Annotated in this window: 12 protein-coding genes; 7 read left to right on the top strand and 5 right to left on the bottom strand. The window is 45.0% G+C overall.

From position 1 onward, the window contains the following. Positions 1-344: 344 nt before the first annotated feature. Positions 345-1,403, top strand: coding sequence for an aldo/keto reductase (locus KOD92_RS20015; RefSeq protein WP_215235370.1), 1,059 nt, complete (start codon positions 345-347; stop codon positions 1,401-1,403). Here the strand turns inward: KOD92_RS20015 and KOD92_RS20010 are convergent. Next, entirely contained in the window at positions 1,396-2,034 is a 639-nt protein-coding gene (locus KOD92_RS20010) for a response regulator transcription factor (protein ID WP_215235369.1), read from the bottom strand. The genes KOD92_RS20015 and KOD92_RS20010 overlap by 8 nt on opposite strands. Positions 2,035-2,550: 516 nt before the next feature. Between KOD92_RS20010 and KOD92_RS20005 the strand changes: the two genes are divergently transcribed. From KOD92_RS20005 to KOD92_RS19990, 4 genes are all read left to right on the top strand, one after another. After that, entirely contained in the window at positions 2,551-5,112 is a 2,562-nt protein-coding gene (locus KOD92_RS20005; RefSeq protein ID WP_215235368.1) for a T9SS type A sorting domain-containing protein, read from the top strand. Positions 5,113-5,275: 163 nt separating this feature from the next. Next, positions 5,276-5,776 (top strand): hypothetical protein, encoded by a 501-nt coding sequence (locus KOD92_RS20000; RefSeq protein WP_215235367.1) that lies wholly within the window; start codon positions 5,276-5,278, stop codon positions 5,774-5,776. 106 nt (positions 5,777-5,882) lie between these two features. Then, on the top strand, positions 5,883-6,077 hold the full coding sequence (locus KOD92_RS19995) for a hypothetical protein (protein WP_215235366.1): 195 nt from the start codon (positions 5,883-5,885) through the stop codon (positions 6,075-6,077). 285 nt (positions 6,078-6,362) lie between these two features. Further along, positions 6,363-6,584 (top strand): hypothetical protein, encoded by a 222-nt coding sequence (locus tag KOD92_RS19990; RefSeq protein WP_215235365.1) that lies wholly within the window; start codon positions 6,363-6,365, stop codon positions 6,582-6,584. Here the strand turns inward: KOD92_RS19990 and KOD92_RS19985 are convergent. The 4 genes from KOD92_RS19985 to KOD92_RS19970 all read right to left on the bottom strand — a co-directional run bounded on the left by KOD92_RS19985 (position 6,578) and on the right by KOD92_RS19970 (position 11,225). Continuing rightward, positions 6,578-7,849, bottom strand: coding sequence for a replication-associated recombination protein A (locus tag KOD92_RS19985; RefSeq protein ID WP_215235364.1), 1,272 nt, complete (start codon positions 7,847-7,849; stop codon positions 6,578-6,580). The two genes, KOD92_RS19990 and KOD92_RS19985, sit on opposite strands and share 7 nt — an antisense overlap. Positions 7,850-7,938: 89 nt before the next feature. Then, entirely contained in the window at positions 7,939-8,520 is a 582-nt protein-coding gene (locus KOD92_RS19980) for an RNA polymerase sigma factor (RefSeq protein WP_015815162.1), read from the bottom strand. A gap of 162 nt (positions 8,521-8,682) precedes the next feature. Next, positions 8,683-10,320, bottom strand: coding sequence for an adenine deaminase (gene ade, locus KOD92_RS19975; RefSeq protein WP_215235363.1), 1,638 nt, complete (start codon positions 10,318-10,320; stop codon positions 8,683-8,685). Then, positions 10,317-11,225, bottom strand: coding sequence for an AraC family transcriptional regulator (locus tag KOD92_RS19970; protein ID WP_215235362.1), 909 nt, complete (start codon positions 11,223-11,225; stop codon positions 10,317-10,319). The genes ade and KOD92_RS19970 overlap by 4 nt, the downstream gene beginning before the upstream one ends. Positions 11,226-11,382: 157 nt before the next feature. On the opposite strand from KOD92_RS19970, the gene KOD92_RS19965 reads away from it, so the two are divergent. Together KOD92_RS19965 and KOD92_RS19960 are read left to right on the top strand one after the other, a co-directional pair. Beyond that, on the top strand, positions 11,383-13,038 hold the full coding sequence (locus KOD92_RS19965) for a UxaA family hydrolase (protein WP_215235361.1): 1,656 nt from the start codon (positions 11,383-11,385) through the stop codon (positions 13,036-13,038). Positions 13,039-13,119: 81 nt separating this feature from the next. Further along, positions 13,120-13,893 (top strand): SDR family NAD(P)-dependent oxidoreductase, encoded by a 774-nt coding sequence (locus KOD92_RS19960; RefSeq protein WP_215235360.1) that lies wholly within the window; start codon positions 13,120-13,122, stop codon positions 13,891-13,893. Positions 13,894-13,956 lie beyond the last annotated feature (63 nt).

Here is a 13,956-nt window from a genome sequence, read left to right as displayed (position 1 = left end):
TAAATATAACACTGATCTGTGATTGATCCAGCAAAATAGGCTGCGGCTGACCTTAATTTTCCGAACGTTAATCAGATATAACCGCTGGCTCAACCGATGTTGCTGGGTCGGACCGCGCTCGCCATATTTGAATCATATTCTGAACCTAAACTATATAGCGCCTCAGATCTCCCCGGTCGAGGCCAGTTTTAAGGTTAAGTAATAGAGGAACGTTGAGTAAATAATGCGAATAACTTCCCTGAACTTTCAGGGAAGTTATTTTTTTGGCCTTTCCCCTTCATTCTGGCGTTATTTTTGTTGCTTAGGCTTTGAAAATATTTATCTAAACGCATTTCTCGGGCAATATGGAATTCAGGCAATTAGGAGCATCTGGTTTGAAAGTGCCGGTTTTGAGCTTCGGTACAGGAACTTTCGGAGGCGGCGGAGATTTTTTCAAAGCCTGGGGTAATACGCAGGTCGATGAAGCCACGCGCCTGATAAACCTGTGCATGGACTCGGGGATCAATTTCTTTGATACCGCAGATGTTTATTCTCAGGGACTTTCAGAGGAAATATTAGGCAAGGCGATTATCGGAATGCGGGATAAAATTATTCTCTCAACCAAGGCTACTTTCAAAATGGGCAGCGGGCCGAATGATTTCGGATCATCGCGATTTCGTCTGGTAAAATCCTGTGAAGATAGCCTCCGCAGGTTGCAAACAGACTATATTGACATTTACCATATGCACGGTTTCGACGGCGTTACGCCGGTCGAGGAAACACTGAGCGCATTAAGCGATCTGATCCGCGATGGAAAAATCAGGTATATCGCCTGTTCCAATTTCTCCGGCTGGCATTTAATGAAGTCACTTTCCGTTTCAGAACGTTACGGCTGCGCCAGGTACATTGCGCATCAGGCACATTATTCGCTTCTCAGCAGGGAATTCGAGTGGGAGCTGATGCCGCTGGGGATTGATCAGAAAATTGGCACCATCGTTTGGAGCCCGCTTTCTGCCGGCAGACTGGGTGGAAAATATCGCAGAAACCAGCCCATTCCGGCCGACGGGCGTATCGCGCAAGGTGGTGGAGAAGGACCAGCTATTCCTGAAGAATTTTTCTTTCACCTTATCGATGTGCTGGACGAGGTTGCGGCTGAAACTGAGAAAACGGTCGCACAGGTTGCGCTGAACTGGCTTTTACAACGTCCTACCGTCAGCAATATCGTAATCGGGGCCAGAAATGAAGAGCAGCTCCGGCAAAACCTCGGGGCGATCGGCTGGAATCTCAGTCTTGAACAAGTGAAGAGGCTCGACGAAGCGAGTGAAAAAGCACCGGTGTACCCGTACTGGCATCAGCGTAAGAATCCTGACCTCAATCCACTGCCTGATTTTTATGGTACACTCTTGCGTAACCGGGCTATTTAGATTCCGGAACGTAAAGTTTATGTTGTATTGCGTAAACGATCAGATCGGTAGTGCGTTTCACTTTCAATTTATCCATCACACTGCGGTGGTAGTACTGAACGGTATGTGCGCTCAGTTTCAGATCGTAGGCTATTTCTTTGATAGTACTGCCACCGCACACTCTTTGCAGAACTTCATTTTCCCTGGGCGACAGGTGTAATGCAATGCTATCGCTTGTAAACACGCTGTTGATCAGTGAGGTTTTGAGTGAATTTCCAATATATTGATTCCCTGCCGCAATTGTGCTGACACATTCTTTCAGTTCCTCGAATGTAGTTGACTGTGAAAGAATGCCCTGAACTCCGCGCTTGATCATCAGTTTGATGTTCTGAACATCGGTTATTTCTGAAAAAACAACAATTTTCAGTTCCTCAGGAAGTCGCTTCCGTCCGATTTCGAGCAAATCGCGACCGTCTAGTACCGTCGTTTCCAAATCCATGATCAGCAGGTCTGGTGGGGCAACTTCCGCATCTTCGAGAAATGTATCGCCTAAGGTATATGTACTAACGGTACCAAATTCAGGGATCATTTCAAACAGGGTTTTTAGTGCATCAACTAGCAGTAGGTTTTTATGGACTAATGAAATGTTCATGATGTGCTAAGTAGGTACTAATGTTCTGCGTTACTATTCTTATCTGGAAACTAGCTTCCAAAAAAAACACCTATCCGGGCTTACTCCTTCTGGTTGTAAACGGCCTTAAAAACTCACGATGGCATATTATCGCCGATTTTTATTCAAAATACTAAGATTAATCCAATTTATGGGAGGGGTTAGTGGTAAAGATGGCAAAAGTTGTTTCTGCATTCGTCCGTGTAGCGATAATTTATTCGCTACTCCCTAGAAATAGTGGGTTGATGCATAGTAATAATATGCGGGTTTATTTTGATCTAATTATGGATAAATTTGCAAGTAACTCTTATTTGAAGGCCTTAAATAATTTTATAGTTATTAGTCATTTCGTAAACTTTTTAATCATCATCAACCAAACCAACATAGAAGAGACTTTACATTCCAAATCATAAATTCTTCAAAAGCGCACTTCCTGCGAAAAAAAAGCCAACCTGGCTAACGGAAAACTCATGTTCAAACTTTAAAATCACATTACGTATGAAGCATCACATTACTTACAATTTGAATAACAAAATGCGGGTCGCATGGTCCGCTTTGGCACTGGCTTTCCTGCTCACATTGTCGACCGGCTACAAAGCATTTGCGCAGGTTTATGCTAATCAGACCGCTCCTTCGGGCACATTCGGTTGTGGAGACTTATTAGAGCCAGATTGCGGATTTTCGGCAGTTACTTCGCCCGGAAGCGCTTTGGATGGGTCTGGTAGTGATGCGACAAAATCAACGCTTTATTCAAGGAAAGCTATTCTTGGAGTGTCCGGAGGAAATGTGTTCCAGACGATTCGGTTTACTGGAAACCTTCCAGCCGGAAAGACAGTCTATATTAAAATTGACGCTCCAGAAGCAACAGGTTTGCTGACCAACCTGCTCGGGATCGTGAGTCTTTTTACTGAAAACAGAATCACAGCTCAATTGAGAACTGGTGCCACCGTGACTAGTTCAGGGACAGCAGTTGCAACTGCGCCTGCAAGACTTGTTACTGATGCGGGAGGTACGAATCTCTATATTGCGGTTACTCCTACTAGCAATACTGCTACATTCAATGCGGTTCGTATAGAGGTACGTGCTCAGGCACTGGACATTATTTCTGAGCTTACCTTGAATATTTACAATGCGTTCTACTATGAGGATGCCGTGGAAGATGCTTGTGGTGTGCCGGTATTTGCTTCGCTTGGCGAGGTCGATGGCGTATTAAATGTAAGTCTCTCTTCTGTTGTTTCAACTCCATCAGGTGCCGTTGATAACAGCCTGACGACTTCTTCCGGCCTGGGGGGCGGTGGAGTGGATCTTACTGCAATAGCGTCTCTGTCTCAATCACTGTATTTCAAAAAACTTTCTGCGGCTACCGACCAGGCTGTTGTATACCTGTCTTTCCAAACCGCTCTTGTGAATGCGAATTTGCTTAATGGTTTAACTATCCAGGCATTTAACGGAGAACAGGCAGCAGGTCCCGCAACGGCGATATCAAGCTTGTTGAATGCGAATGTACTTGATCTTATAACGGTTAATGGAATACCTGCGAATGTGGTCATTCCATTCTACTATACGTCTACGGGCCAGTTTGATCGTATCAGGATAAGCCTTGGAAGTACAGTTAATCTTTCTTTGCTTGGATCTACGGGTGTGCGGATTTTCGGCGCAGGACAAGTTACTCCTAAGCCAACTCTGAGTTCGGAACTTGTCTATCAGTTTGCCGGTGCAACACCTAATGTTACTGCAAGTACTACAACCGGTGATCCGATCTACTGGCAGGGGCCTTTGACTTCAAGAACAAACCTGACTGAAGATCCTATTGCTTCACCAGCGGCATTCCCAACTCCTGTTAATGCAAATGGTGACTATGTAGCAGTTTCAGTTCAGGGGGCTGGTTGCACATTGAATCCTTCGGACTCTACAAGACTTCGTGTGGTCGTATTAAATGACGTTTCGGATGTAATTCCAGCAGGAGTAGGCGGAGAGAGTTTTCCATCAAATGTATTCATCAGAGCTTCTTCGGACGGTAATACAGTTACCTATAATACACCAACCGGCTTGCCGGCAGGGGTAGGTTTCAATACAACGACAGGCGAGCTGTTGCCGACAAGCGAACTTGATGAGGTGACTGAAACCACAACTTACACCGTGGTAGTTGGAATACTGGTAAATGGAAACCCTACGGGACTGACATTGACTAAAACGATCCTGGTAGATCCGAAACTGATTCTTCCAGGCGGCGTTTTCCCATACACTTTGGAAAATGTGTCGAGCTACAATAAAAATATCTCAGAATCGGTAAACGCAAACGGTAACGGATCGGCAATAGGCGGCCGCACAGGCGCTACGTTGGTTTATTCACTTGAAGCGCCAACTGCAAGAGTGATGGCAGCGCCCGGCTCGTTCTCGATATCGGCAGGTGGAGACCTGAACGGAGATCCATCGGCTGCCGGGGAAGATGATTATTCTTTCACATTGTATGTAACTGACGGTGTTCAGGTTGCAGAAGAATTGTACTACCTCCGCATTATTGATCCGCTACCTGTTACGCTTGTGACTTTCAATGCAGCAGCAGAGGGTACTACAGCCTCATTGTCATGGTCAACTGCTGAGGAATCCAACAGCGACCGTTTTGATATCGAGCGCAGCAAAAATGGTAAGAACTGGTCTAAAATCGGTTCAGTTAAATCTAATCAGGAAAGCAAGATTACGCAGTATTACAACTTCTCAGACGCAAATCCGGCGGGCGGACAGAATTTCTACCGTCTGAAAATGGTTGACCTGGACGGAACGTTCTCGCTCAGCCAGATCAAAGACGTGAAATTCTCAGAAGTTTCTTTCGTTTCACCAAACCCGGTAAGAGCGGACGAAAATCTGAAACTCACTTTAACCGACTGGTCAAATGTTAAATCTGTACAAGTGATCAATACAGCTGGTAAAACTGTATTCGAAAGCTCAAATGCTCTTTCAGCGGGTATCAGCACCAGAAATCTGGCCGTAGGTACTTATGTTGTCAAGGTAGTACAGAATGATGGAAGTGTGCTGACGCACAGGTTTGTAAGACAGTAGCCTTGTTGAACACGATACACATTCAGACCGCTGGGATTTTGTCCAGCGGTTTGTTTTTTTTAGAGACACTAGGGATTCGACAGATATAGTATGAATTTGGTATTTCAGATTATATATATTTGCGGCCAATGTTCCGCATTTTAGCCACCTTTAGCACACCGATATGCCCGGAAGAAAGAGTAAGAGAGGTAAGTGGAAAAAGTTTTTGATTCCCTTGCTCAAATGGATAAGCGCGCTCGTTCCTGTTTGCGCATTTATATATTTGCTATACTATTACAAGCAATTTGATTTTTTAAAGGAAAAGCCGGTCGTCGTTTCAAAGACAGAAGTACTGAGCGGTACCGATTCTCTCGACACGATTTCTTCGCGCAGTAAAGAAGAGCTTCTCGGGAAGATAAAGATCCAGGATAATGAATGGCGGTCAGTGGGCGGGATTGCGATTCACAATATGACGATCGTGAACGGTACTAACAAAGCTTTAACGAATGTTGAGGTTGAATTTAAATACCTTTCCGAAACACAGGCTGTGGTCACTTCCAAGATCATCACGATCAAAGCCTCAGTCCCTGCCAACAAATCATCTAAGGTATCAGGAGTAAGTGTCGGCTATGTAAGTCAGAGTGTGGTAGGTTGCGACACGAGGGTGGTAAACGCCAAATTTTAAAGTTAGTTGTGGCATAAATTCCTCATTTTCATGCAATAGGAAGCTGGTTATGCTGGTATGATATTTTCTTATTCAGGTACATACGATAACCTGACTGACCGAAATCATGGCACAGCTCCTTCAAAATTTTTACCTGTTTATTCCCTATCTTTTTGTAGCATTATTAATGCTGGCAGCGGCGATAGGAGTGTGGTTGATAGCCCAATTAAAGAAAAACAGCTCCTATCAGAATTTTTCTATTGGCGACCGCCTGTTCATGAAGCGTAATGCTTCCAGATTGAGAAAAGTACAGATTCATTAAGACCATCATATACCTTAGACATAAAAAAACATCCCGGATGCAATGTATCCGGGATGTTCGATTTTACTCAACGTTATTGAAAACCTGTTACGGGCTTTCAGGGACAAATTTAACGATTTGATAACTCAAATCCTAGATCCCAGCGTGAAGATTTTGCTTTTTTATATACCTATTCAAAGCATAACATTCCTATAAATCGTCAGAAATTGAGATTTTACGCGTCTTGAATGCATATTTGCAGTCCATTACACTCAATCTTCTTCTAACTCTTTGAATACCTGCATTATGCAAGAGCCTGGTAGTAATCCGGCAACCGAAAATGATCCGCTTCCAGACCAGGAGCTACTAGCCAGGATCGTCGCCGAATTTGAAACGGAAGATAACAAGCAAATGCTGGCGGAAAAGCTGCTGGCAGAATGGAAGCAATCTCTGAAAAACCACGGCCAGAAACCCGACCTTTCATTTGCTAAATTTGCTGAGAAAATGAAGTCGCACGGGGATCAGTAACCGTACCAATCTCCCCACCAGCCTTGAAGCTTTTTACGGATCTCCTCTTCACGGGCATTTTTTCCCGGTTCAAAGAATTTACTGCCTTTTATCTCGTCAGGTAAAAAGTCTTGTCGCGCGAAGTTTCCTTCGAAATCGTGAGAGTATTTGTACCCTTTTCCGTACCCGATCTGTTTCATCAGTTTGGTAGGCGCATTCCTTAAATGTAGCGGAACGGGTAAATGTGCTGTATTTTTCGCCGCTTCCATCGCATCCCCGATCGCCATATAGCTCGCATTGCTCTTGGGCGAAGTGGCAAGATAGATCGCGACTTGCGAAAGAATGATCCTGCATTCCGGGTAACCGATCACATTTACCGCTTGCATGCACGCATTCGCCATGATCACCGCAGTTGGGTTCGCATTGCCAATATCCTCCGAAGCCATAATCAGCATTCGCCTCGCTATAAATGAAGGATCTTCTCCGGCTACGATCATTCTCGCCATCCAATATACCGCAGCGTTAGGGTCGCTGCCGCGCAATGATTTGATAAATGCAGAAATAATATCGTAATGCTGTTCACCCGATTTATCGTACCGCGCAATGTTCTGCTGCGCCACTTCGGTAACCCACTCGTCGGTGATCTCGATCTTTTTTGCCTCACCTTTTCCCAGAACAACGAGTTCAAGCAGGTTCAGCAGCTTCCGCCCGTCGCCTCCTGAAAGGCGCATTAATGCGTCGTAAGATTTGAAAGTGATGCTCTTCTCTTTGAGCCACTGGTCTTTTTCAAGCGCACGGGCGATCAGGTTTTTAAGTTCCTCTTCGCCAAATGCTTCCAGAATATAGACCTGACAGCGGGACAACAGTGCGGAATTGACTTCAAATGAGGGATTTTCGGTAGTAGCACCTATTAATGTAACCTGCCCTTTTTCAACCGCACCAAGCAATGCATCCTGCTGACTTTTATTATAACGGTGGATCTCATCAATAAAAAGAATAGCAGGAAAAAGTCCGGAAGGCCGGGCGAGTACTTCCCGGAGATCTTTCACACCAGAGCTGATCGCGCTGAGATTGTAGAATTGCCTTTTGGTCGTTTCCGCGATCAATAGCGCCAAAGTAGTTTTCCCTACTCCCGGCGGACCCCACAGGATCATGGAGGGAATCGCATTCTGTAATATCGCCCGGCGAAGTGGTCCTTTCGGGCCTAACAATTTCTCCTGACCAACGAAATCGTCCAGTGTTCTGGGGCGAAGGCGCTCGGCAAGGGGAGTGGTTAGTGCGGTCATTGAAGTGTATTTAGTTTGTTTTTGGTAAAATAAGTAACAAAAAAAGCGTGGCTAAGTTCGCCACGCTCGTATTCTGAGATCTTGTAAGCTTAGAATGTAAGCCTGTCCAGAGTCATTTGTTTTTTAAGATTACCTAATGCACCGAAAACCAGATTGTAAACCGATTGGATATTGATTTTCATCAGGTCCGCGATCTCGTGGTTGTTCAGGTTCATGTAAAATTTCAGGAAAATAGCCTCACGCTGGCGACGGGGAAGCCCGTTGATCGCTACGTTTAAATGCTGGTTCGTCGATTCGAACTCTTCCTCAGAAATCAGGTGATTTTCGTGAGAAGGCGTGTTGATATGCCAGTATTCAACCGGAATATCTTCATTGCTTGTATGCTTCTGCTGCGCGTTCAGGTGGCGAACCAGCTTTCTCTTGATAGACGCCATCAAATAAAACCGAACGGAAGTGGTATCACCCAGCGTCATTCGGTTTCTCCAGAGTTCCACGAAAAGGTCGTGAATGCAATCTTTAATTAGTGGTTTGTCAATCGTAAACTGTGAGCAATACTGGTAAAGAATGTGAACGTAAGAGCGGTACAGGCATGCATAAGCATTTTCATCGCCTTTTCTGAACTGATCCCAAAAACAGAGTTCTTCTTCTTGCTTGTAGCGTAGGTGAGCCATTGTTTGGAAAGGATTTTGATTGGGGTTAGGAATTGGATATTGAAATAAGGGTCATTATAACACTTGTAAATATATTTATAAAAAAACGTATTTAAAAAATATTTTCATCCTAAAATTATATTTCAAAGTTTAATTCTGCTATTTCGAATTATATGTAACTTATCAAATACTTAATGGGACAAATCGAAAATTATCCCCGTCAAAAAGGCCTTTATCACTTAATTTGAGCGAGGGAATTACCAGTAATGCCATGAAAGACAAGGTCATAAATGGAGATTGTAACGTTGCTTTCAGCTCCTTTTTTACAAACTGGTCAATCTCTGTATAACTGGCAGCCACCTTGTATCCATCCTCGTCACTCATCAATCCGGCGATTGGCAAAGGCAACAATTTCTCCTCTCCGTTACCCACTGCCGCCACACCGCCTTTTGCACCAATAATCAGGTTAACTGCCTGGGCTATAAGCTCATCATTCACGCCTACCGCAATGATATTATGCGAATCGTGCGCTACGGAAGATGCGATCGCACCTTCTTTTAATCCGAAATTTTTGATAAATGCAACAGCCGGTATTGCGTTTTGATAGCGGTTCACCACTACTATTTTCAATACATCAATTTCCGGGTCACTTTCTATTGTTTTATTCGAAACTATCAGCTGCTCAATCGCCTGGCCGGTAATCAGTTGACCATCGAATGCCTCGATTACCCTTACTTCATTTCTGCCCTCACCGGCATATTCATTATTAAGTGCAAAATCAGCAGCAGTTTTGAAATCGCAGTCGAAGTGGTTTAAATGCGTACTTTTTAGGTCAGGGATATTTGAAATGCCATTTTTTGCGACCTGCTCCCCATCGATCCACGTTTCCAGCAAATTGAAATCTTGCAAATTATCAATCAGTACGAAATCGGCTGCGTCGCCCGTTTTTAGCAATCCTACCGGCAAACTGTAATGCAACACCGGGTTAATGCAGGCAGCGAGCAGGACATTCCATAGATCATAACCCGACGCCAACGCACGTTTGATCAGCACATTAATATGTTCTTCCACCAGATTATCGGGATGTTTGTCGTCGGAGCAGAACATGATTTTTTCCGGGAACTCTGCGATCAGTGGGATCAGTGCTTCAAAGTTCTTGGCAGCACTTCCTTCGCGAATGAGGATTTTTACGCCATAGTCAATTTTCTCACGGGCTTCATCATACGTAAAGCATTCATGATCAGTACTTATGCCATTGGATGCATACAATTTGGCAGCTTCTCCCCGTAAGCCTGGCGCGTGTCCGTCAACAACCTTATTATAATGCCTGGCCCAGGCGATCTTCGCCATCATATCGGGATCTTCATTCAATACCCCAGGGAAATTCATCACCTCCGCCAGATAATCAATATCTTCTCTTGACAATAACTGTCCCACCTGTTCTGCATCGATAACAGCTCCCGCAGTTTCAAAAACCGTAGCCGGAACGCAGGACGGCGCACCGAAGCAAAATTTGAAAGGAACCCTTTTTCCGTCCTCAATCATAAAATCCACCCCGGGCAAACCCAGTACATTCCCGATTTCGTGCGGATCAGAAACCGTGGCGACGGTACCATGCACCACAGCCAACCGGGCAAACTGCGCGGGCGTGAGCATCGAGCTTTCAATATGTACGTGCGCATCTACGAAACCAGGTAATGCATAAGATAATGCGGGATTTTCCGGCCCCAGCTTTACAATGGATTCAATATGTTTGCCTGAGATTTTCAGCTCGGCTTCGTAAATGTTTTTTTGCAGGATATTGACAATATTCACTTTCATAATGTAGCAGCGAGGTTGTTGAGGTGACTGGAAATCGGGATTTTCCGGAATTCCTTCTGGTATTGCAGCGGACTTTTGCCCGTATGCAGTTTGAAGTATTTATTGAAGTTGGCAAAGTTGTTGAACCCGCTTTCGAAACAAACGCGCGCAACGGGTATTTTGGCTTCTGACAGCAACTTACAAGCATGCCCGACCCGTAATTCCAGCAGGAACTGGGAATACGTTTTCCGGCTGCGACTTTTGAAATACCGGCAAAATGAATGCGGGCTGATATTGGCCACTTCCGAAATTTCCTCGATCGAAATCTTCTTCTGGAAATTGCTCAGCGAGTACTGATATATATGGTTAATTCGATCGGTATCAAATTGGTCGAATTCGTCGAGATAAGGTTTGTCTGTCAAAAGCTGCACGCCTGGGCAATGGGAGAGGCTTTCCAGTATTTGCAAGAGGGAAATAATCGAGTTGCCATTTTGTGCATTCAGTAACTCCTTCAATAGCTTTTTAACTTTTTCAGTACCATTCCCTGATATTTTCATTCCCAATCTTGCCTTAAAGAGCAGTTCGGCAATCGATTTATTTTCGGGAAGTTCAAGAAATGTTTTGCCAAAAATGGATTCGGAAAAATGGACAACCGTAGCCTGGGCGTACAACTGACTTTCCCTCTGAAAATATTTCTCATCACAGCGCCAGTAATGCGGCAAGTTTGGTCCGATCAAAAGTAGATCGCCATTTTGAAAGCTGCTGATATTATCTCCAACAAATTGAGTACCAGAACCTTGCTCGATATGAATCAGTTCGAGTTCGGGATGGTAGTGCCAGCGGTTGTAAAAATACAGCACCACGTCCTGCCTGATACTGAACGATTTTTGCAGCCCTTTCGGGACTTTTAGCAGCTGGGGTTTCACAAATAATTACAATAATGTTGTGTAATGCCTTAATATATGCCAATATAGTTGAAAAATTTGCTATCATATTCATTTATAGTATTGAAATATTATGTTGTTTTGTTGATAGATTTCAATATCATTCACTATCCTGATCTGTATTAATTGTAAATAAATTATGGCTTCACAGCTTTTAAAAGTACATCCTTCTGATAATGTAATAGTTGCGTTGCGGGATCAGCCTGCGGGTTCCCAGGTATCGCTCGACGGCGCTGCTTACGACCTTCAATATGGCGTGTCGGCGAAGCATAAGTTTGTTACAGAAGATATTGAAACAGGCGGCGCGATCATTATGTATGGCGTGCTGGTGGGCCGGGCGACGCAGCCGATCAAGCGCGGCGAGCCGATCACAACCTTCAATTTGAAACACGACGCGCACGATTACAGTACTGCTAATCGCCAGCCATATTCCTATACGCAACCTGATGTGAGCAAGTGGCTTGGCCGCACTTTCAACGGTTATCATCGAGAAGACGGGCGCGTGGGTACCTATAATTACTGGCTGGTAGTGCCGCTCGTTTTTTGCGAAAATCGCAACGTTCTGATCATGAAAGATGCATTTGAACGCGAGCTGGGCTATGCGCAAACCGATATTTACCGCGATCAGGTGCGGGAGTTTCTGCATTTGTATCAGCAGGGCGATATGCGGACGATCCGGAATTTGCAACCGTTTGTAGACGCGCCGGTTGCCGCAAAAAAGAAACCAGAACGTCCTTTTCAAAATGTGGATGGCGTGAAATTCCTGACGCACGAAGGCGGTTGCGGCGGTACCAGGCTCGATGCCAATACTTTATGCGCACTTTTTGCAGCTTATGCGGTACACCCGAATGTTGCGGGCATTACCGTTTTAAGTTTGGGTTGCCAAAATTCAGAACTGAAAACGTTGGAAGACGAGATCAAAAAGCGTGATCCACATTTCAATAAGCCATTTTTTGCATTTGAACACCAAAAAGGAACCGAGTACTCGCTGATGTCAGGTGCGACGAAGGAAACGTTTTTGGGACTTACCAAGATAAATGAGTTTGAAAGATCAGCAGCGCCACTTTCCAAACTTTCAGTTGGATTAAAATGTGGCGGTTCAGACGGTTTTTCAGGAATATCCGCAAACCCGGTTTTAGGACATTTATCCGACCTGGTAGTTGGTATCGGAGGACAAACTTTACTCGCTGAATTCCCTGAGTTGAATGGCGTAGAACAGGAGTTGCTGAACCGCTGCGTGACCGAAGAAAAGGCGGCGAAGTTTGAGAAACTAATGCGTGATTATGCCGGTAAGGCCGAGGCAGTTGGTTCTGCATTTGCATTCAATCCGTCTCCTGGAAATATTAAGGACGGACTGATCACCGATGCGATTAAATCTGCCGGCGCTGCCAAAAAAGGCGGAAACGCGTACATAGCCGACGTTTTGAACTACACTGAAAGAGCGACCGGCCCAGGACTCCAGTTGGTTTGTACACCGGGAAATGACGTGGAAGCGACTACCGGACAAACTGCCGCGGGCGCTAACATTATCCTATTTACAACTGGCTTAGGAACACCAACAGGTAATCCGATTTGCCCGGTAGCCAAAGTAGCGACCAACTCGTCACTAGCCAACCGAATGCCCGACGTGATCGATTTCGATTGCGGGCCGGTGGTGGACGGAACGCAGAGTATCGAACAGAACGCCGAAGCATTACTTGAATACGTCATCAAAGTGGCCAGCGGGGAGCTAACGAAAGCGCAGCAACTGGGTCAGGACGACTTCATTCCATGGAAACGCGGGGTGTCACTTTGATTTTGAATAGCATCAATTGACGATAAAACGAGGTAGATATCGTCAAAAAAGGCCTTTTTCTTAAATACTAATCATTAATGCATGTTTGATTTAAGTGGAAAAACAGCGCTTGTAACCGGCGGCGCAAGCGGCATTGGTCTCGCGATCTCGAAAACCTTTGCAAAGCAGGGGGCTACGGTACATATATTAGAGCTCAATCTGGAACTCGCTAATCAGGTTGTAAATGAGATCACAGCCGACGGTGGAAAAGCCGAAGCGCACGCGCTCGATATTTCCAAACAAGCCGATGTGGTAAATGTGATCAATGCGATCGCCACCGCGTCTCCTATTCATATTCTGGTAAATAATGCCGGGATCGCGCATATTGGTAAGGCGGACACTACTTCCGAAATTGATTTTGACAGGATTTTAAGTGTCAATGTTAAAGGTGTTTACAACTGCCTGATGGCGACTATTCCGCATTTGAAATCCAATGGCGGTGGTGTGATCCTGAATATGGCTTCTATCGCTGCAACCGTGGGTATACCTGATCGTTTTGCCTATTCTACTGCAAAAGGAGCGGTTTATTCAATGACATTATCGGTCGCGCGGGACTACCTGCACGACGGAATCCGCTGCAACAGCATTTCCCCGGCGCGGGTACATACTCCTTTTGTAGACGGATTTATTGCTAAAAATTATCCCGGCAAAGAAGAAGAAATGTTTGAAAAACTCTCCAAAACACAACCGATCGGCAGAATGGCGAAACCCGAAGAAATCGGCGCATTGGCATTATACCTCTGCTCCGACGAAGCTGGCTTCATCACCGGCTGCGATTATCTGATCGACGGAGGATTTGAGAAGTTGAATAATTGAGAGGGATGTTAGCTGTTAGCTGTTAGCTATTTGATATTAGCTTTTAGCTCTTAAAAGATAGCT

The organism is Dyadobacter linearis, assembly GCF_907165045.1.
In the GTDB taxonomy this organism is placed as follows: Bacteria; Bacteroidota; Bacteroidia; order Cytophagales; family Spirosomataceae; genus Dyadobacter; species Dyadobacter linearis.
This window is presented reverse-complemented; position numbering and strand designations above follow the sequence as displayed.

Coding starts and splice junctions, on each gene's coding strand:
- KOD92_RS20015 (WP_215235370.1), top strand. CDS start 345: ATGGAATTCAGGCAATTAGGAGCATCTGGTTTGAAAGTGCCGGTTTTG.
- KOD92_RS20010 (WP_215235369.1), bottom strand. CDS start 2,034: ATGAACATTTCATTAGTCCATAAAAACCTACTGCTAGTTGATGCACTA.
- KOD92_RS20005 (WP_215235368.1), top strand. CDS start 2,551: ATGAAGCATCACATTACTTACAATTTGAATAACAAAATGCGGGTCGCA.
- KOD92_RS20000 (WP_215235367.1), top strand. CDS start 5,276: ATGCCCGGAAGAAAGAGTAAGAGAGGTAAGTGGAAAAAGTTTTTGATT.
- KOD92_RS19995 (WP_215235366.1), top strand. CDS start 5,883: ATGGCACAGCTCCTTCAAAATTTTTACCTGTTTATTCCCTATCTTTTT.
- KOD92_RS19990 (WP_215235365.1), top strand. CDS start 6,363: ATGCAAGAGCCTGGTAGTAATCCGGCAACCGAAAATGATCCGCTTCCA.
- KOD92_RS19985 (WP_215235364.1), bottom strand. CDS start 7,849: ATGACCGCACTAACCACTCCCCTTGCCGAGCGCCTTCGCCCCAGAACA.
- KOD92_RS19980 (WP_015815162.1), bottom strand. CDS start 8,520: ATGGCTCACCTACGCTACAAGCAAGAAGAAGAACTCTGTTTTTGGGAT.
- ade (WP_215235363.1), bottom strand. CDS start 10,320: ATGAAAGTGAATATTGTCAATATCCTGCAAAAAAACATTTACGAAGCC.
- KOD92_RS19965 (WP_215235361.1), top strand. CDS start 11,383: ATGGCTTCACAGCTTTTAAAAGTACATCCTTCTGATAATGTAATAGTT.
- KOD92_RS19960 (WP_215235360.1), top strand. CDS start 13,120: ATGTTTGATTTAAGTGGAAAAACAGCGCTTGTAACCGGCGGCGCAAGC.